14 protein-coding genes are annotated in these 20,888 nt (G+C 48.4%); 1 reads left to right on the top strand and 13 read right to left on the bottom strand.

Annotation, left to right across the window (positions count from 1 at the left end):
- Positions 1-560: 560 nt before the first annotated feature.
- From AC6ESP_RS18105 to AC6ESP_RS18080, 6 genes are all read right to left on the bottom strand, one after another.
- Positions 561-1,718 carry a mannitol-1-phosphate 5-dehydrogenase gene (locus AC6ESP_RS18105; RefSeq protein ID WP_497098136.1) on the bottom strand — a complete coding sequence of 386 codons (1,158 nt, stop codon included), beginning with the start codon at positions 1,716-1,718 and terminating at the stop codon, positions 561-563.
- A gap of 134 nt (positions 1,719-1,852) precedes the next feature.
- Positions 1,853-2,515, bottom strand: coding sequence for an HAD family hydrolase (locus tag AC6ESP_RS18100; protein WP_497098135.1), 663 nt, complete (start codon positions 2,513-2,515; stop codon positions 1,853-1,855).
- A gap of 464 nt (positions 2,516-2,979) precedes the next feature.
- Positions 2,980-4,050 carry an ABC transporter substrate-binding protein gene (locus AC6ESP_RS18095; RefSeq protein ID WP_497098134.1) on the bottom strand — a complete coding sequence of 357 codons (1,071 nt, stop codon included), beginning with the start codon at positions 4,048-4,050 and terminating at the stop codon, positions 2,980-2,982.
- Entirely contained in the window at positions 4,047-4,853 is an 807-nt protein-coding gene (locus tag AC6ESP_RS18090; RefSeq protein WP_497098133.1) for an ABC transporter permease, read from the bottom strand. Before AC6ESP_RS18090 ends, AC6ESP_RS18095 begins: the two co-directional genes overlap by 4 nt.
- Positions 4,828-5,655, bottom strand: coding sequence for an ABC transporter permease (locus tag AC6ESP_RS18085; protein ID WP_497098132.1), 828 nt, complete (start codon positions 5,653-5,655; stop codon positions 4,828-4,830). Before AC6ESP_RS18085 ends, AC6ESP_RS18090 begins: the two co-directional genes overlap by 26 nt.
- On the bottom strand, positions 5,645-6,751 hold the full coding sequence (locus tag AC6ESP_RS18080; protein ID WP_497098131.1) for an ABC transporter ATP-binding protein: 1,107 nt from the start codon (positions 6,749-6,751) through the stop codon (positions 5,645-5,647). Before AC6ESP_RS18080 ends, AC6ESP_RS18085 begins: the two co-directional genes overlap by 11 nt.
- A gap of 253 nt (positions 6,752-7,004) precedes the next feature.
- On the opposite strand from AC6ESP_RS18080, the gene ytxJ reads away from it, so the two are divergent.
- Positions 7,005-7,346: a bacillithiol system redox-active protein YtxJ gene (gene ytxJ / locus AC6ESP_RS18075; RefSeq protein ID WP_497098130.1), complete on the top strand. Its 342-nt coding sequence runs from the start codon at positions 7,005-7,007 to the stop codon at positions 7,344-7,346.
- A 261-nt stretch (positions 7,347-7,607) separates the two neighbouring features.
- Here ytxJ and AC6ESP_RS18070 read toward each other — a convergent pair whose 3' ends face one another.
- The 7 genes from AC6ESP_RS18070 to AC6ESP_RS18040 form a co-directional block, all read right to left on the bottom strand.
- On the bottom strand, positions 7,608-8,687 hold the full coding sequence (locus tag AC6ESP_RS18070; RefSeq protein WP_497098129.1) for a glycoside hydrolase family 53 protein: 1,080 nt from the start codon (positions 8,685-8,687) through the stop codon (positions 7,608-7,610).
- Positions 8,688-8,745: 58 nt separating this feature from the next.
- On the bottom strand, positions 8,746-13,296 hold the full coding sequence (locus tag AC6ESP_RS18065; RefSeq protein ID WP_497098128.1) for a glycosyl hydrolase 53 family protein: 4,551 nt from the start codon (positions 13,294-13,296) through the stop codon (positions 8,746-8,748).
- Positions 13,297-13,575: 279 nt separating this feature from the next.
- The gene (locus AC6ESP_RS18060; RefSeq protein ID WP_497098127.1) at positions 13,576-14,454 is read right to left on the bottom strand and encodes a carbohydrate ABC transporter permease; all 879 of its coding nucleotides are present in this window, start codon (positions 14,452-14,454) and stop codon (positions 13,576-13,578) included.
- Between the two features lie 18 nt (positions 14,455-14,472).
- Positions 14,473-15,366, bottom strand: a complete 894-nt coding sequence (locus AC6ESP_RS18055) for an ABC transporter permease (RefSeq protein ID WP_497098126.1) — start codon at positions 15,364-15,366, stop codon at positions 14,473-14,475.
- Between the two features lie 204 nt (positions 15,367-15,570).
- Entirely contained in the window at positions 15,571-17,259 is a 1,689-nt protein-coding gene (locus AC6ESP_RS18050) for a type 2 periplasmic-binding domain-containing protein (RefSeq protein ID WP_497098125.1), read from the bottom strand.
- Positions 17,260-17,384: 125 nt separating this feature from the next.
- A complete protein-coding gene (locus AC6ESP_RS18045; RefSeq protein ID WP_497098124.1) occupies positions 17,385-19,025 on the bottom strand; it encodes a response regulator transcription factor in 1,641 nt (546 codons plus the stop codon).
- Positions 19,022-20,785: a sensor histidine kinase gene (locus AC6ESP_RS18040; protein WP_497098123.1), complete on the bottom strand. Its 1,764-nt coding sequence runs from the start codon at positions 20,783-20,785 to the stop codon at positions 19,022-19,024. The genes AC6ESP_RS18045 and AC6ESP_RS18040 overlap by 4 nt, the downstream gene beginning before the upstream one ends.
- Between the last annotated feature and the right edge of the window lie 103 nt (positions 20,786-20,888).

Here is a 20,888-nt window from a genome sequence, read left to right as displayed (position 1 = left end):
TGACCATATATCCTGCAAATTCTTCACAATCTGTCCTACTCTTTCTTCGAAGCTACTAAGTAATCCCTATGTATTTACTAGAAATTATTATAGCAGAATAGACCATTTGTATCAGCATTATTTATCCTTTTTCGACAGATTCGCCCTAAATATTTTCTATTGTATTATATTACTACATATTCCACCATAAAAATAGGTAATTTGTACCTTTATCGCTCAGACTGGGAAATCGTTTAACAACTTCCATCTGGATTGCACCGCACAGCGGCGCTATTCTAGTGGTAGTTCATTAGTTGCCGAAGGCTTTCTCTCCCATTTAAATTTCTACATAAAATGCAAATAATAGGTCAAATATAGGGTTATATTTACCCCCATACCAGGACCTTCTCTACTCTCACAAACAACCAAAATACTAGGTTATCTTCAATTAAAGCCGCTGCTAGAATAGCTCTATATTTCTATCCAAATTTGTATACAATCAACCTCCATATCACAGCTAACAGAACAAACCCCAATCCAACAGGACTGGGGTTCGTTCTAAAGTATAGTTTCATTTAGCCTTAAGCATATTTGTCTCTGAGCTCGCCATATCTGTCTACTATGCTCTGATGGATCGAATGCTTGTGAGGAATACCCATATAGCCGCTAATCACGTCATGTATGCCTGTCTTATGCAGGGCAGACTGCAGCTTGACTGCCTCTTGGTCCTTCTCATAGTCGAATAGCAGAGCGGCAGCTATAGTCGATATAAGATAACTCGTATCAAGCCCCATCTCATGAGCCTGTAAGGTGGGCCTTACCAGCCTATCGTTAAGCGAGAGCTTACGAAGAGGTGAGCGGCCTACTCGAACGACATTATCGCTCAGACGAGGATTGGTGAATCTGTTCATCATTTTATGAATGTACTTCTGGTGCTTCTTCTCATCCCAGTGATATTTGGCGGTCAGCACGCTTCCCGTCTCCTTCATCACCTGAGAGATTTCCTCCTTAAGCCGAGGATCCTTCATCACCTCTTGAATCGTATCGTATCCCTCGAGGTAACCATGATACGCTGCGGCTGCATGACCCGTGTTGACCGTGAACAGCTTACGTTCAATATAGGGCTTTAACGATTCCACATACTTCACGCCCTCAATTTCATTGAACCCATCAATCATCGCCGAACGATCCACAATCCATTCGAAATACGGCTCCACCATGACCTTAAGGGGATCTTCATGCTGCTGCAGAGGCACAATCCGATCAACGGCTGTATTGGGAAAAGCAATATAATAATCCGCCTTCTCATGCCATTCCGCAGGCAAATACTGATACACTCTCTCCTTCAAGTGCGTGCTCCCGCCGATGGCATTCTCACATGCGATCACATGCAGCGGACGATGCTTGCCCTGCCTCAATCGAAGCTCAATTCCTACCGCTATCGATTCCGCGATCTGCTTCAAGGAAGCCACTCCCACTGCTGTCGTGACCAGATCTGCCGCTGCCACCGCCGCCGCGACCGCAGCTCTATTGCACACGTTAATCGCTGACACATTGTCGACAACCTCAGTGTCCCTATTCTCATTAGCCAAGGTAACCGAGTACCGTTTTCTTTGCTGCAGCAGGGCCACCTGCTTCTCATTTCTCGCTACGAATGTGATCTCGTACCCTGCATTGGACAACATCAAACCGATGAATCCCCTGCCTATATTACCCGCTCCGAAATGCACTGCTTTCATAGACTAAACCCTCCTTCTCAAGCCATAAAGCCACTACTCAAATTATTTGAATATTCAGTCTTTATTGAATGCGAAGCAGCAGTCTCCTCATCAGAGACGCTGCCATGTGAGTGCTTCTCTCTATTGCCTGCAGATTACAGGCTGCCAACCAGCACTTTTTGGAAATCAATATGGGTTAGACATTCTGCCTGGTGATACTGATTCGGCTCATCAAAGGCTAGAAACTTCGTGATGGCATTGGGAACGACGATACAGTGCATGCCAGCTGCTGCGGCAGCGCGTGCTCCGTTCGGGGAATCTTCAATAGCAACAGCTTCGTCTGGCTGCACACCCAGACATTCAAGGGCTTGATTGTATAATTCGGGGTCGGGCTTCACGTTAGTGACATTATCGGAGGTACGGATACATTCGAAATAATCTCGTATGCCTAGCTGGCTCAAGTACTTCTCAACCCATTCCTTCGAAGAGCTGGAGGCAAGACCAATCTTGAGACCAGCGTCTTTGGCTAGCTTCAAGTAATCCAGAATACCAGGGCGGATCTGTTCTACATCCATCAAGGCTGAATGCTGGGCATGTACGGATTGCTTGAATAGCTGCTTATCAATAGGGAGCTTCAGCTCCGTCATTAAATACTCATAGGGGTTAAAGGTGTGCAGGCTGGTTCCAATACATTGGGAGTATAAATCAAGCGTTAGATCTACGCCATGTTCCTTATAAGCATCACGGAAAGCATTGTACCATGCTGTCTCCGTATCCAGAATCGTACCGTCAAAGTCAAATATAATCGCTTTAATCATCGAATCTCTCCTTCACAGGTTCATTTGTTAGGTCCAGCAGCGACTACTACCTTCTCACTCTCGATTAGGGCTCAGTACCCTCGTAGTCGAGCATAATAATGATGTTCATCCTTCCGCCTCCCTTTAGTGAATAGGTATAGGAGTTGTAGAAATGTGAGTTATCCTAACAAAACCGTAACATTTATTAAAAGTTGAAGTCAAGGGCGCTTACCTTCTTAACCCTGTTAATCAGGCATGTACGCTATGCACCATCCATCTGCGGAAGCCCTTGCCGTGACTGGCTTTATCCGAATATGATGCAGCTTTCGAAATTATCAGAAAATTTTTTTAGCCTATTTTTTTACAAGCGCTTACATCTAGTGGGACAATCCTCTCTCCTTCTAATTATTGACATAACCTCTGTCCGCTCAACCTAACACAAAGGAGCCGAACTAAAGGCTCGACTCCTTCCATGCTGGCAGTGCTTATTTCCTATGCATTTTGAATTCCAGGAACAGCTCATTATAATGGGACAGCATTCTTTTGCCTAGATTCTCATATACCTCAAGCTTGGACGTCAGCTCCTCATTCGGGTAAAAGCGCTCGTCCTCGGCAATCTCCTCTGGCAAGTATTCAAGAGCCTTCTCATTCGGTGTAGAATAGCCGACATATTCAGCATTCCTTGCCGCATGCTCCGGATCGAGCATAAAGTTGATGAACGTATGGGCACCTTCAATATTGCTGGCCGTCTTCGGAATGACCATATTGTCGAACCACAGATTCGAGCCCTCCTCCGGCACCACATAATCCAGCTTCTCGTTCTCGCTCATGATCTCGGACGCATCACCCGACCATACGAGACCGACCGCCGCCTCTTCATTAGCTATCAGCATCTTGATCTCGTCGCCGACGATCGCCTTCACATTAGGAGTAAGTGTACCAAGCTTAGCCTTCGCTGCTTGCAAATGCTCCTCGTCCGTATCATTCAGAGAGTAATGCAAGCTGTTCAGCCCCATACCGATTACTTCACGGGCGCCATCCAGCAGCAGAATCTGATTGCGGAGACTGTCATCCCATAGATCATTCCAGCTCTTGAACGTAAGATCAGTGAGCTCAGGATTGTACACAATGCCAACCGTACCCCAGAAATACGGGATCGAGTAGGCATTGCCTAGATCGAAGGACAGATCCATGAAGCTGGGATCGATATACTTCAGATTCGGCAGCTTAGAGTGATCGAGCGGCAGCAGCAGATCCTCTTCTTTCATTTTGCTAATCGCATATTCCGAAGGCACACTGACATCGAAGGTAGTGCCCCCTTGGGCAATCTTCGTCATCATCGCTTCATTGGAATCGAACGTCTGGTAGATGACCTTAATGCCGGTCTCCTCCTCAAATTCCTCCAGCAGCTCAGGGTCGATATAATCGCCCCAGTTATAGATCGTGAGCGTATTGCCGCTCGTATAGCCTTGGCTGGAATTGAGATACGCTGTTAGATACATTAACCCCAGCGATACGGCAATCACGACGACGAACATCCGGACTAACTGCTTCATCTGTGTCCCTCCGATCCTGCCGAAGGGCGGTTATTGCGTTGGTTAATAAAGTAATAACCGATAACAAGGACGATCGTGAATAGGAAGATCAGCGTCGACAACGCATTAATCGAGAGCGATACGCCTTGGCGAGCCCTTGAGTAAATTTCAACCGACAGCGTCGAGAAGCCATTGCCTGTTACGAAGAAGGTAACAGCAAAGTCATCGAGTGAATACGTAAGAGCCATGAAGAACCCTGCGAATATGCCCGGCTTGATAAAAGGCATAATGACCTTCGTCAGTACATTCCAGCTGCTCGCACCGAGGTCACGTGCCGCATCGATCAGCGTCGGACTCATCTCCTGCAGCTTAGGCAGCACCATAATGACTACAATCGGTACGCTGAAAGCGATATGCGACAGCAGCACCGAGGTAAACCCAAGCTTAATGCCGATAATGGTAAACAGGATTAAGAAGGAAGCACCGATAATGACATCCGGACTTACGATAAGCACATTATTGAGCGTCAGCAAGGTGCTCTTCGGGCGGTACTTCCGGATTTGATGAATAGCTAGTGCCCCTGCAATTCCAAGAATCGTCGAGATAGCAGAGGACAGCAGCGCGATTACGAACGTATTAAGCACAATAATAAGCAGTCTCGTATCCGCGAATACCTCCTGATACCACTCTAGTGTGAAGCTCTCGAAGTTCCGCATCGAGCCGCCGCTATTGAACGAATAAAAGATCAGATAGAGAATCGGCGCATACAAAATGGCGAACACAGCGATTAGATATAGATTAGACAGCTTTCCTGTTGCTCTCATTCTGCAGCCCTCTCTTCCTGCTGCCCGTCAACAGCATAATAATAGCCATCGCTATAATAAGGAACACCGCGATCGTCGCGCCCATACCCCAGTCTTGTGTCACTAGAAAATGCTGCTCGATAGCCGTTCCAAGCGTAATCACCCGGTTGCCGGCAATAAGCCGCGTAATCATGAAGAGTGACAAGGCTGGAATAAAGACCGCTTGGCAGCCAGACTTCACTCCGCTCAGGGTAAGCGGGAAGATAACCCTCCGGAACGTCGTCCAGGAGGAAGCTCCAAGATCCCGCGCCGCATACACGAGTGAAGGATTAAGCTCCTCCAGTGAGTTGAAGATCGGCAGGATCATGAACGGGATGAAGATATAGACTGATACGAAGATGAAGCTGAAGTCCGTGAACAATATTTGCTGGGTACCGATCCCCGTTAGCTCAAGGACACTATTCACGAAGCCGTACGTGCCGAATAAGCCGAGAAAAGCGTAAGCCTTGAGCAGCAGATTAATCCAGCTTGGAAGAATAATGAGCAAGAGCCAGAGCTGCTTGTGCTTCGTCTTCGTGAGCAGATACGCAGTCGGGTAAGCAACCAGCAGCGAGAATGCCGTTATGAGGAAGGCATACCAGAACGAGCTGAGCGTCATCTTCATATAGACCGGCGTGAAGAACTTGGCATAATTACCGAATGTGAACTGCCCTTCCACGTTGAAGAAAGAGTAATACACAATGAGAACAATAGGTGCAACGACGAACAGCGCGATCCACAGCAGATACGGGATGAGGTAATAATTCCGCGTACTAGTGTGCATCTTGAGCCTCGCTATACGCATCCAGACGTTTATCGAATTCCTCTTCAGTCTCACCAAGCCTCATGACATGAATAGCCTCTGGGTCAAAATACAAGCCAATTTGCTCGCCTACGTTCGCTTTTTTGGTCGAATGGACGAGCCACTCATTGCCCGACTCATCATAACAGGATATTTCATAATGCACGCCGCGGAACAGCTGGGAGTCTACTCGCACCTGAAGCTTCCCTTGCTGGGACGTTGTGATCTCCAGATCCTCCGGACGAATGACAATCTCAATAGGCTCATTCGGACTCAGCCCTTGGTCTACGCATTCAAAGATGCGTCCCGCGAATTCCACCTCGAAGTCGCGCTTCATCCGGCCTGACACGATGTTCGACTCACCGATAAAATCAGCCACAAAGCGGTTAATCGGCTCATCATAAATATCGTTAGGCGTGCCGCTCTGCACAATCTTGCCTTCACTCAGAACGAAGATTTCATCCGACATCGCAAGCGCCTCTTCCTGATCATGCGTGACGAAGATGAAGGTAATGCCCAGACGGCGCTGCAGCTCGCGCAGCTCGTACTGCATTTCAGTCCGAAGCTTCAGATCAAGTGCTGACAACGGCTCATCCAGCAAAATAATTTCCGGCTCATTCACAATCGCGCGGGCGATCGCAACACGCTGCCGCTGGCCTCCGGACATCTCTGTGATCTCTCTATTCTCGTATCCATCTAGGTTGACGAAGCGGAGTGCTTCCTTCACTTTGGCGGTAATGGCCGCAGCCTTCAGCTTTTTGATACGCAGCCCAAAGGCGATATTCTCGAATACGTTAAGATGCGGGAACAGCGCATAATCTTGAAAAACCGTGTTAACCTGGCGTTCATTTGCCGGCACACGGTTGATGACTTTACCATTGAAGTATATATTGCCCTTCGAGGGCTCTATGAAACCTGCGATCAATCTCAGCACGGTTGTTTTCCCGCAGCCCGAAGGACCTAGAAGCGTATAAAATTTGCCCCGCTCGATCTCGAAGCTGACATTCTTCAGAACGGTCGTCTCATGATCGAATTGCTTAGTAACCTGCTCGAATCGAATAATGGCATTATCCGTCATTTATTTGCACCCCTTCACACTTGGACATTATAAATATACCTAATCATTTCCTAATCCACACCCAATTACATCAGCATTTGATTATACCCTATGGGCATCGAACTGTAACACTATTTTCACAAAAAATATAATAATAACGGTCTGATGATGCCAAGCATGAATGCAGTCCATGCAGCAAGATGACTTTTATTGGCGTGAAGGATATAATCATTACAGAGTAACCATTACGTCTAAATGAAGAGGAGTGTTAACGATGGCACAATATCGCGAAATAGATTCTGTTGAAGATTGGAATACCGTTCTGGAGGGCTCAAGCGAGCGTCCGGTCGTTGTATTCAAGCACAGCACCACATGTCCTGTCAGCGCTAATGCTTTCAAAGAGTTCAATACCTATCTGGAAGGCAAACCGAATGAAGGGACAGACTATGTGCTTGTAAAAGTCATCGAGTCTCGCCCGGTTTCCAATCAGATTGCTGAAGATACAGCTGTTAAGCATGAATCTCCACAAATTATTCTGCTCGACAAGAAAGCTAAAGTATGGACAGCTTCCCACTGGTCGATCACAAATGCTCATATTACAGCTGTATTGGACTAGCTGTCTTCCAATTAAAGAGAGATCAAGAAGCCCCCACGGGCTGCTTGATCTCTCTTTTTTCTTCCCCCTATCTTGACGTTGGGCCAATGTTAAAAGGAACGAAGCAGACGAATGATTCTGAAGAAGCGCCAGCGTTCGCCTTTGTTTCCGGATGACAACCTTAGCCTCTATTGTTCTGGTCATCCGGAAACAACAGCGATCGCAAGAACATTCGTCTGCGCAGTGCCTTATTTAACAAAAGGGTTTTCCATTGTCATTGGACTACACGTCAAGAGACTTCAGCTTATTGCCTCCAAAATCAAACAGCGTCAGATTCGACCAATTATTCGCATGTCCGACTGACCACTGCTCTTTGGAAGGAATCCAGCCTGGCTCCCAGTAGTACAAGCCGACTCCGCGGCCATTCGGTGTCTGCTTAATCAAGCTTGTCAGATCAGAGAGGAACTTCGCCTGACCTTCCACTGTTGCTGGATAACCCTCATGAAGCTGTTCCTCAGAGGTAACGATGAACTCAATCGGATGCCCTTCGCTCGACAGCGTCCAGGGATACGCCGTTTCCACTACGATAATATCTTTGTCGTAACGCAGCGCTAGATCGTTCAAGTTGTCAGCCACCTGCTGGAGCGTTCCATGCCACCAGGGGTAATAGGATTGACCAATTACATCATATTGCACATCCAGCTGCTTGAACTTGTCGAGGAAATGCCGGCTCGATTCGTTATCCGCTCCGCGATCGATATGAATCATAATCTTCATGCCGCTATCAGCCCCTGCTGCCTCATGAGCCCCTTCAATACCCGCTTTCACCAGTGTGCTGAATTTATCCCACTGCTCATCGGTGTTGAACTCCCCATCGACCTTCCCTTCATCCCACAGCATGCCCGGCGTAATCTCATTGCCGATCTGCACCATATCCGGCAGTGTCCCTTGCTCCTTCAATACGAGCAGCGTCTCCCGCGTGAAGCTCTTGACCGCTTCTACAAGCTCAGGGAAGGCAAGTGTTGCCCATGCCTTCGGCTTCGTCTGCTTAGCAGGGTCAGCCCAGTAGTCGGAATAATGGAAGTCCAGCAGAAAATGCAGCCCCGCTGCCTTAATCCGCTTCGCCATCAGCTTCGTACGCTCTAGATTAACGTAGTTAACCTCCGGCTCATTCCACAGGCGCAGCCGAATCGAATTCACTCCGCTGCCTTTCATAATATCGATAATGTCTGTCTCTACGCCATTCTCGTAGAAAGCTCCGCCTTCTGATTCGATCTCATCTGTGAACGAGATGTCCATCCCTTTTATAAATGCAGTCATATGCTCGTATCCTCCGTTGTTGTTGCGTGTAGTAGACGGCAAGGCTGCACCTCCAGAAATGCTCCTGAAGATGCAGCCCCACCTTTAATGGCAGTAATGCTTATTGATATACAGCTTCCAATGTATTAGCGATAATAACCGCCGCTTGTGCTCTTGTTGCATTAGCTTTCGGTGCGAAGCTGCCGTTGCCCATGCCAGAGATGATACCCAGCTCCTTAATGGAGGCTACTGCATCCTTCGCATAATCAGCTATTGCAGCTTGATCTGCGAATGGAGTCCCGCTGCCTTGGGCACCGCCTAGCTGTCCAGCTGTCTCAAGTGCGCGATACAGCATAACCGCCATATCCTCACGTGAAATTTGCTCGTTAATGCCGAATGTACCGTTCGGCTTGCCTTGTACAATTCCGAGCTGCTCAGCAGCCGCTACAGACTCGTAATACCAAGCGCCTTCGAGCACATCGGTAAGCTTGCTTCCTGTGCTGTCGCCCTTCAGTCCAAGTGCCTGGACGAGCATGTGCACGAATTGCGCACGAGTTACTTGACCTGCCGGGGCAAAATGACCTTCTGAAACTCCCTGCACAATACCTTGGGCAGCAAGTCCTTCAATCGCTTCCTTCGCCCAAGGGAATGCTGCGATATCGTTGAACTTCACGCCAGCATAGACGGCTGCATAATGGCTGAAATGCTCCGCTGTGAACGTTACCGTTCCCGTCGCTTCATCATATACAGCACCATGTACCACTTGCGCTTCACCATTCTCGCTTAAGTAGTACACAACCACCTGATGCGGGTTCTGTCCAGCTTGCAGCGTGTAAGGTAGAGTTACCTTCACCTGTCCGCCTTCCCACGCCACTCGCTTACCGCCTAATGTCATCGTCAGATCGAATACAGGATTAGCTCCAACTACAGCTTGTGCTGCTTCACCCAGCTGAGCTGGCGACACCTGCTGTGCAGCGATCTCTAGAACAGCCGAGCTGCCAGCTTCCTTCGAAGTTAGAGCATCAACAGATACGCTGATCGTTACACCGCTAGACAATTCAACACGAATGGTCTCAATACCATTTGACTCTAGAGTGTTCAAGCTGCTTGCTGCGATATGAACCGCCGTCTGCGTTGTTCCAGCCGGCGCTTCCACTTGAATGACTACTTGCTTGTTCGTCGCATTAGCCGCAGCCTTGCTCATGCTGTCTGCCGTAATGCTCGCCGTTAATTTCCCATTGGCATCAGCTTTAAGGCCTTCTATCGTTACAATAGAGCCTGTTACCGTTTCTTTCGGCTGTTCTGTCTCAGCTGGCACTGAAGGTCCTGTTCCAGTTGACGACTGTTTAACAACAAGACTATAGGAAGCTGTGTAGCTGCCGTCAGCTGTTGTTGCCGTAATGACTGTGGAGCCTGCTCCTACGGCATTCACTGTTACCGTTGTTGTACCTGAAGCCGCATCATAGGTCGAACCTGTTACTGTAGCAACCGAAGGCTCAGCCGATACGAAGATGACCGTCTTATCGGATGCATTCTCTGGATTTACTGTTGCTGTTAGCTGCGTACTGTCGCCAGCCGTCAGCGTACCAGACGTCTGATCCAGAAGCACACCTTCTACATCTACCTTCTCTTCCAGAGCAGTAATTGCTTCTGTTAATGCCGTTATGGCAGCATCAAGCTGGCTCTGTACAACTTCAATCTCATTATTCAATGTGTTCGCTTCATTCAATCGCTGCTGAAGCACCTGCCAGCTTGGTGCGGTGTATTCATCAGCACTCAGCTCACTTGCCTCTGCAATAGCTGCCTGCAGAGCATCCTTATTAGCAGGAATCAAGCCAAGAGCTTGGAAATCAAGCATACCGACCCATTCTCCACCGCCTGTAATAGTTACCTTGATGTATCTGCCCATCGTTCCTTCAGGAAGGACATGACTAGGCGCTTCCGAGGTAATGACATCGTTCGTCGTGTCTACCGCCGTGGTGAAGCTCTCATTGTCATTCGATACTTCAATTCGGTATTTTATGCCACCTCCCCACAGCTTCATTACGATTTTCTTGAGCAGGGATGACTCTCCTAGATCGACCTGCCACCAGCTGCCAATCCCTTTATCCGTTCCCCATGAGGTATCTAGAGCGGCATCAATCGCTCCTCCTGGAGAGTTCGATTTGCCTCCGCCAGTACCGGCATTGCTTGAAGAGGTTACTGTCTTGCCTGTCGTCAGATCTGGCAATAGAACAAGCGCTGCTTGTGCAGCCTGCAGCTTCGCGAATGCTGCATCAACCTGAGCTTGATTCACAGCCTCATTCTTGACGATGCCCTGAGCCTCGGTCAGAGCGGCTGCCACTACATGCCAATCCGATTTCAAATATTCGGCTCCATCCAGCTTCAATACTTGTGTAATGAGTGCGATCAGCGGCTTCTTTTCTACATTAGACAAGCCGTTAATAGCATGAGCAAGTGCCTGTGCCGCTGCATTCACAGAAGTCTGTGTGGCTTTCTCATTGCTCTGAACAGCAATGGCTAGCTCCAGCGCTGCTGCTGCTTCACTCCAAGTATCTACTGTCCATTCCGATGGAACGAGCTGCTGAGCCTGGGCAATAAGGCCGTTCAGCGATGCTTTATCCGCCGGAATAACTTCTAACATATCTACAATAGCAGCTAGTGCTTCCTGCGCAGCATCCACTTCGGATTGCGTTACACCTGAAGCGCTGTATGCTTGATTGTGCACCGCCTGTGCAGCTTCAATTGCTGGCTCCAGCTTCGTCCAAGCCTCCGCATAGAAGTCTGCTTCCACTAGCGCCGAAGCATCTGCAATGGCCTTCGCCAGTCCTTGACGATCAGCAGGAGGATTCATCATCCCGTATTTGTAGACGTCCAAGGAATCAAGAGCGAAGCCCTCATAAGCATAACCACCGTTGGCAGGATACTCATCATAGTCGAACATGGCATGATTCTCCCATGCATCGCCTTCGGATGCGATCCAGCCTACATTAGCAGGAATCCATGCCGGCTCCCAATAGAAGAACCCTGCACCCTTGCTATCTTCAACTTGGGACAGCAAATCCATAATTTTCTGTATCGCGTCGTACTGTCCTTCGACTGTAGCAGGCCATGTTGCGCCTCCCACATTCAGCTTGCCAGGTGTATTGATAATATTCTCGTGAGCATCTCCATCCTTGTATGAGAAAGGATAAGAAGTCTCAGCGATTACAACGTCCTTGCCATAACGCTTAGCCATATCATCCATGTTGGCCTTAACCGCTTCTAACGTGCCATGCCAGAATGGATAGTAAGACAAGCCGATAATATCGTAGTCGACATCTTTATTGATTCCATCGAAGAAGCTGCGGAACACATCGTTCTTGCCGCCTTCAGCCAGATGGATCATAATTTCTACTTTGTCATTACCCTGTAATTCCCGTACTGCTGCAGCTCCGCTATTCAGCAAAGCAATTTGATCTGCGAATACCACCTTACCACCGTTACCTGTCAGCACACCGCTGTTGATCTCATTGCCGATCTGAACCATGTCAGGCATGGCGCCCGCTTGCTTCAGCTCTGAGATTACTTCATACGTATAGTTGTATACCGCTAGTTTGAGCTGATCGAACGTATAATTCGTCCATGCTGCTGGACGAACCTGCTGACCAGGGTGAGCCCAGTCATCCGAGTAATGGAAGTCGACGAGCAGCTGCAGTCCCTTCGCCTTCACTCGCTTAGCTAGACGGATAACATCTTCCTTATCGTTATAGCCATCTGTTTTCTGAGGATCGTTGAAGACACGAAGCCTTACGTAGTTCACGCCGCGATCCTTCAGAATATCGAGCAAATCCCGCTCTACGCCGTTGCTGTCATAATATTTGCCGCCATTGTCCTCAATGGCTGTCAGCGTCGAGATATCTACGCCTCTAATGAAGTCATCACGATAGCCGTCAACCTTCACTGATGCAGTAGGTTGAACGGATGCTCCCGCTACAGTCCCCTGTACGATGAAGCTTCCCTTGGATGCATATTGGCTTGCGTCAATCGCATCCCATACAACTGCTGCGCTTCCTTTACTTGCATCCTTGTAGGTTGCCGTTACTTCAGCAGGCAGCACCGGCGCTACTCCAGTCGAGGTTGCCACGGCTACCTCTGAGTAGCTAACGATGTCAGCAGGATCCTTACTAGCCTGCTCGCCCCATACCTGCAATTCTGAGATGGCAGGCCACCAGCCTGTTCCCGCATAATACGAGATATCAACTCGTATGTACCGGATTCCACTAGCTTCAAAGGCTAAGTTCTCCGATAGCATCTTCACGCTATTAGCCGAACGATCTGCAGCCGTCGTCCAGCTCGTTCCGTCAGCTGATATTTCCACCTTGTATCTCACTACTTCTTCATTACCCCAGTGCACTGTAGCTCCGGTTAAGTCAGAAGCTCCTCCAAGATCCACTTGAAGCCAGTGCGATGTCGTAATGGCACTTGCTGACGACCACTTCGTAGCGGTAGAGCCATCCACCGCATTCCCTTGCACATTCCCCCATTTGGAATCCTCTTCACTTGCGGTAACTGTCTTGCCTAAAGCCAAGTTCGTTGAAGCCGCTTTCACGTTCGGCAGCGGCCAAGCGAATTGCGTTAGCATAAGTACAGCTGCCAGCATAATGCTTATTCTAGCTTTCCAGCTTCTCATCTGTTCATGTCCCCCTTGATATGACTAATGAATGGCTATAACGCTATAATTGTAAGCGATTTAATGGAACAGCATATATATACCAAAAACAACATTCCTGCATTTTATGCAACCATTTTCCATCCCTTTATCCTCCCATACCACGACCATCTACTTGAAAAAGGAAAATATGCGAAAAGACAGGAGATAGCGGTTACATAGCCTCCGTGGTCGCACTCTACACAAACAAAAAAAGCGATCCGCACACCATGATGGCGGATCGCTCTCTCTTCGCTCGTGCTACTCTTTCACAGAGCCGACAACGAGACCTTTTACGAAGAACTTTTGCAAGAACGGATACAGAATGAGGACCGGCAGCGCGCCGATGAAGATTTGCGCTGCATTGACCGTTTTCTGCGAGATTAATGCCATCGACACCGGATCAAGGCTCATCGAGCTCATGTCCCGTTGAATGATGACCGTCTGCAGGAACGTAGCCAGCGGATATTGATCCGCTCCATTCGTGTACAGCAAGCCGTCGAACCAAGAGTTCCAGTGGAACACGATGCTGAACAATCCGAGTGTCGCCATCGCTGGCTTGGATACAGGCAGGAAGATCGTGAACAGCGTCCGGAAATGACCTGCTCCATCAATCATGGCTGCCTCTTCCAGCTCCTTCGGAATACCACGGAAGAAGTTCATCATCAGAATCGTCAAGTAGATATTAACAGCACCAGGCAGGACGAGCGCCCAGAACGAGCCCATCAAGCCGATTTTTTGGATAACGATATAGAATGGAACTAATCCCCCATTGAACACCATTGCGAAGATGAAGATCCAGGAATAGATCGTTCTGCCCTTGAACTGCGTGTTCTCTTTGGCTAGCGGGTAAGCCGCCATAAAAGCGAGGAATAGCGTCAATGCCGTTCCGATTACTGTACGCTTAATGGACACCCATAGGGAGTGCAGAAACACGGGATTGTCGATCGTCTTCTTATAAGCTTCGAGTGTGAAGTCGATTGGCCATAAAGTGACAAGGTTGGCATCCGCCGCTGACTTCGCACTGAACGAGATCGCCAGTACGTGAATCAGCGGGATGATGCATAGCAATGAGATACCGAGCAGACCGGCGTGATTGAAGATGGAAAAAATACGGTACGACAGTGTTTTATGATACATTCTATGCTCTCTCCCTTATTAGAATATTCTGTAGTTCGCCCATTTGTAAGCCATGCGATAAGAGAGGAATATCAATATCATACTGATAACGGATTTGAACAGTCCGATTGCCGTCCCGAAGCCCATCTCTCCGCTCAATATAGCCGTGCGGTACACGAACGTATCAATGATGTCCCCTTTGTCATAGACAAGCGGATTATACAAGTTGAAGATCTGGTCGAAGCCTGCATTCAGGATGTTGCCCAGTGCAAGTGTTCCAACTACGATAGCCATTGGTACGAGCGATGGCATCGTAATGTAAATCGTCTGCTTCCAGCGGCTAGCACCGTCGACTTCAGCAGCTTCATACAGTGCAGGGTTAATGTTAGCGAGTGCAGCTAGGAAGACGATTGTGCCGTAGCCGAACTCTTTCCAGATGTCAGATACGATTACCGTTACTCGGAACCAATCCCCGTCACCAAGGAAGAATATTGGTTCAATGCCAACCGAGCCCAAGATGCGGTTCACGAACCCGCCGTCCGTCGACAGGATGTCAACGAGGATACCGCCGAGAATAACCCAAGACAAGAAGTGAGGCAAATACACGAGCGTCTGAACGCTGCGTTTGAAGAACTCCTTGCGAATCTCATTCAAGAAAATAGCAAAGGTGAATGGTGCTACCAAGTTGAATATAATTTTAAGAACGGCGATAATCAGCGTATTCCAGATGACTTGAACGCTGTCCTCCCGTTCGAACAAATAGCGGAAATTGTCCAGGCCGATCCATTCCGATCCTGTGAAGCCAAGCGCCGGTTTGAAGTCTTGAAACGCCATCACAATACCTGCCATAGGCAAATAGCTGAACACGATCAAAAAGATGAGCGATGGCAAAATCATCACATGAAAGGGCCAGTTGCGCTTTAGCTGACTCATAGTAATACTCCTCCTCAAACATTAACCAAATTAAGAACATCCTCATTATAGCAACGGTTTGCGCCCTTCCGACACATGAGAAACGCAACATAGATGGCACAATTGCAACCTCTTTTTTATCGCCTACCAAACAACTGGATCTCCATGCTTATTGCAAACCAAAAAAGCAGCCTGCCCTAAGGGCAGACTGCTTTCTCGTCATCATTATTTAACGCTTGCGTACCACTCGTTCACTTCTTTAGTCATTTGCTCGCCACCGGATTTGTTCCAGTTCGTAACGAATGTGTCGAATGCATCAAGCGGCTTTTGGCCGTAGATGATTTCGTTGAACGTTTGCAGCTCGATTTTTTTCAGGTAGTCCATTTTGGATTTCATAGTAGGCGTAGTAGGGCCTGTGAACATATTCATGTACCCAGCATCCGGCTGAGACATCAATACTTTTGCTGCAGCAGGTGTTTCTACACCAAAGTTGTTTTTCAGATCCTTCTCCATACGTGTTTCTGGCGTTTTGCCATCCGCAAGTCCAAGCAATGCCGACATTTGAGCATCTGGAATACGAGCACCGTCACGTACGAGGAAGTATCGAACAACGTTCACTTCGCCGCCTGGCACGTCAGTCAGGTAGAGCGGATTGCCATTAGCATCAAGGTCATAGTCATAGCCTTGGAAAATACCTACTTCATACTTGCTGCCCTTCTCAGGGTTAGCAATGTTGTCATACATCCAGTTCTGGTATGTGAACAGAGCTTCTGGATTTTTCATATCTTTGTTGATCAGAACAACTGCACTTGAGAATGATGTACCGTGACGGCCAGCTTTGCCATCTGGACCTGTAGGCAATGCGATTGGTTTCCATACAGCGCCTTCAACGTTCTTCGCTGTATCAACAAGCGGCCATCCGCTCATCCAGTAAGGACCAGGAATAATACCCGCTGTACCTGCAATAGCAGGTTCCGACGTTTTGTTCTCATCCCATAGAGCTGCTTCTTTCGGGATCAGACCTTTTTGATGCCATTCTGTCAGCTTAGCAAGACCGTCTTTCATGCCTGCACTAACAGAGCCGTACTCCAGATTGCCGTCCGCGCCAACATTCCACTGCTGCGGCATCGCGCCGTAAGCGCCGAAGATCCAAGAAGGATCGCCCATCCAAGTGTTCATGGATGTCTTGAAGCCAATGCTCAGTGGAACGACTTTATCAGGCGCAAGTCCGTCTGGATTGTTGTTCTTGAACGCTTCCATAACGGTCTCAAGCTCTTCCATCGTTGTAGGAGCTTTCAGGTTCAGCTTATCAAGCCAGTCTTGGCGAATCCAGAGGACATAGTCATTGTTGTAAGCATAGTCGAGAACCGGGATACCGAATTTCTCACCATCACGAATGTATGGGTTCCATACGCCTGGATCAAGCTCCATCGCTTTTTTCCATTTTTCATTCGCATATTTGTCGAACAGGCTTCCTACTTCTTGGAAGTTGCCTGAGTCAACCAGGTCTGCAAGCAATTGTGGATCATTGTTGCCGACTACTAGCACGTCAGGCATTTTTTGACCGGAAGACATAGCCAGACGAAGCTTCGTCGCATAGGCATTGTTCGTATCCGTTACAGACCACACAGATTCGATATTAATACCGAGCTCTTCCAGAGCCCATTTGGTTGCTACGTTTTTCTCGATCGTCTCACCGTTCTTGAATTTAACCGCAGGGTCAACGCCCCATGCTGTTGTGATCGTTACCGGTGGATCGTATTTCTCTTGGTAGGCATTCTCTCCGGATGCTGCTCCGCTCTCTTTGTTTGCATTATCAGCCTTCTCGTTGTTGCTGCCACAAGCAGCCAATATTGAGAATACCATAATCATACTAATGACAAGCATCAACTGCTTTTTGTAAGCGCTAATCATTTCTGTGTTCCCCCTCCATCAACCTAATTAAAGTGTACGTTTTCATTATAGGTCTGATGGCGGATAAGGCCTATGACAATAAGCGAACATTTCTGCACCTTTCGCAACCTGTTCATACGCTTTCATTATTGATCCCGAAATTCCTGAGGAGTCATTCCATAATATTTCTTGAATATTTTGCTGAAATACTGTGGATTCTGATAACCAAGCTCCGAAGTAATCTCATAAATCTTCTTGTTGCTCTGCTTAAGCAAATAATGAGCCTGCTCCATTCGCATTCTTGTAATATAGTCGCCAAGGCTCTCGCCGGTCTCCAGCTTGTACACCTTGGATAAGTACACGGGATGCAGGAATACCTTATCGGCAATCGTCTTCACTGAGGTCTCCTGACCAAGGTTGCCCGCGATCAGCTCCTGCACCTGCTTCACGAGATTGCTCTTCGCGTATTGCTCTGTACTGGACAGCTCTGTCCGCAGCCTCTCCAGAATACCGATCGACCAAGCTCTCAGCTTATCCAGTGATTGAATAACCGTGCGATCCAGCAGCATATCGAATGCGGAATGGTCGATTTCATAAATAAATTGCCCCTGTTTATGAGCCGTATACATATAGGCATTGGTGATATAGAGGAATACCTCATACAGATGCTCTCTAGAGAACCTTGCGCTCCCCAAGCTATCGAACACTTCATTGATCTTAACCGTAGCTGCATCCCACTGCTTCGATTCCAGCAGGTGAATGAGCGTCGGCGGCTTATAGAGCGACTCCATGAGGTTAACCCGCGTCTCCGGCTCAGTCTGCTTGTCCTCCAGATAGACGACCGTGCCAGACTGCTGGCTTCCGCTTGATAAATACACGCTCATTCCCGCACGGTAGGCGGATGAGATATCATTCGGGAAGTTGAACCATTTGGATACGATCAAGGAAATATCAGATCTCAAATATTTGCTCACCTGCTCGCGGAACACATCTAACGATTTCTCCAGCAGCAGGCGGCGCTGCCCTGCAAAGTCAGGAGCACGCTCCAGCTTTCTCCGCTCCTCTTCCTTCAGCTCAGCGATGAGCAGCAGACAATCATGCGGCGCCTTCCCATGCCACACAAGCATATGATCAGCGAATACTTCCTCCGCAATGTTGCCCACGGCGTATTCCATCAGCTCCATACTGCTTCGATCCGTCTCATCATAAGGATTGCCGTATTGCACGAGAATAACGACGGCTGGCGTTTCGAGCCGCAGCGGTATTTCGTATTGCGCGAGCTTATCCCCTATCGTCACATGAGACAGCTGTCTGCCTAAGAGCAGATCATGCAGGAAGTTGCCCCGGAGCACACCATACTCTGACTTCATGTTATAGAGCAGCTGATGATATTGATCGGCCTGCTCCCATTCGACCTTAAGCGCCTCAATGGTATTGATCAGGCTGCGCACGAACTCCTCATCATCCACCGGCTTCAGTATGTAATCTGTGGCATGAAGCTGTATCGCCTTCCGTGCATATTCGAAGTCGGAATAGCCTGTCAAGAGCAGGCATCTCAATTCCGGCCATTGCTCTCTGGCCTCCTCAATCAGCTGCAGCCCGTCCATTCCAGGCATCCGTATATCGGTAACCATAATATCGATATCATTAGCTTCGAGTATCGTAAGCGCCTCCACCGCTGAAGCAGCACGGTATACGGTTCTTATCCCAATCTCCGCCCACGGAATAGTCGCCTCCAAGCTCTCTGTTACATAGGCTTCATCATCCACAAGAAGTATATCAATCATGATGTCATCTCTCCCTCTAGTTTGTCGTCCTGCGGTACGTTCCAACGAATCTGAATCTTCACGCCTCCAAGCGGAGAATCCGTGACCGATATGCCGGAGTTCTCTCCGAAGCGGAGCAGCAGCCGCTGATGAACATTCCACAGACCGCAGCCCATCTCTTCCTCTAGCAGCAGCTTGGTCAGCTTCTGTTCCAGCACGAACATCTGCTCGGCATCCATGCCTACACCATCATCCTCTACCGTGATGGAGGCCAAGCTTCCATTATAACCTCCAGTTATGCGAATAAGTCCTGCTGAAGAAGAAGGCTCGATGCCGTGAATAACAGCATTCTCGACAAGCGGCTGCACCGAGAGCGGCGGAATCTGCAGGCGATACATCGGCTCGGGCAGCTCTACCGTATATTGCAGGCGGCTCATCCGCATTTGCTGAATATCGAGATAGTTGCGAACGAATTGCAGCTCTTCCTTAAGCTCTACCAAATCTCTCTCCTGCCTCGTTGTATAGCGGTAATAGCTCGATAAGTTCTGACTCATTGCAACGACAGATTGATAATTTTTGAGCTTCGCCATGCTGGAGATGAACGAGAAGCAGTTGTAGAAGAAATGCGGATTAATCTGGGATTGAAGCTGCTTAAGCTTGGCCTCCCGCACGACCATTTTCTCCAGATACACCTTCTCGAACAGCTCTTGAATTTGTTCCACCATCAAGTTAAACCGCGTGAATACGAATTTGAACTCATTATCACCTCTGCCTCTAGGCTCCAAGCGCACCGAATAATCGCCATTCTTCAGCTTCTGGAAGCTGACAACCAGCTGCTTCATCGGCACTTGAACCTGAGCATACAGCATATAAGCAACTAGACAGCTCATGAGCAGCAGCAGCCCAATCGAAACATAGAACATCCGATTCGACTGATAGATCGGCTTCAGAATTTCTGTCACCGGCATATAGTCGACCATGAACCATCCCGTTGTCTGCGACAGCACTACGTTAACCAGATACTCGCTGTCATTCAGCTCCAGCCTATAACTTCCATCTCCCTCGAACATTCCGTACGTCTTCATATAATCGATCAGCTTGGCGCCAAGCTCTTTGTCAGAGCTGCTGTTGTAGATAGGGCCCATTTCCTTACTGTAATAGAACGGATCCCTCCTGCCATCACGCTTGAATTGATCCAGCATCGATCGAATATTGCCACTATGGAAGCTGACCTCAATCATTAAGCCGGCTTCCGTTACTTGGGAATAGAGATTGTAAGGCAGCGCCGTAATTAACGAGAATCGGAAGTTCCCCTCCTCTCCCGTGCGCCTTACTTGCCAGCCTGGACGCAGTCTGCCCTCGAGGCTCGAGTCTTTATAAGTCTTAGCATCATTGACGGTAATGACCCGCTGGAGGCTGGGGGAATAGATCGCAAGCTCGCTCGTCCAATCCGAAGAGCTCTCCTGAATGCTCAGCTTGGTCTGAATGCGCTTGATGAGATTAATCGTCTCCAGATCAAGCTCGTCCATGGCTGTGAAATAATTCTTGAGCGTAGAAATATCGGGGTCCTGAATGAGCAGATTAGGCCATAATCCGAGCGAGTTAATCGATGAATCTACCTGATTATGAAAAAAAATCAGCTGATTCGTATTCGAACGGTTCAGCTCGGAGTCCAGCACGTCGGTACTGATCTGGTTCGAGTAGATGTACAGCCCGATAATAGGCAGCAGCATAATGACGATTAAACCAATAATTTTGGAAAATAGATTCACTCTTGGCATAGATGGGCCCCTTGCTCCTTATTCTTAAGAAATATTGCATTCAGTATATTGTTCTTCGGCCCATACGGCAATGTTAAACATGTAGGGATGAATAACAATAGAG

This window comes from Paenibacillus xinjiangensis, assembly GCF_059686975.1.
This window is presented reverse-complemented; position numbering and strand designations above follow the sequence as displayed.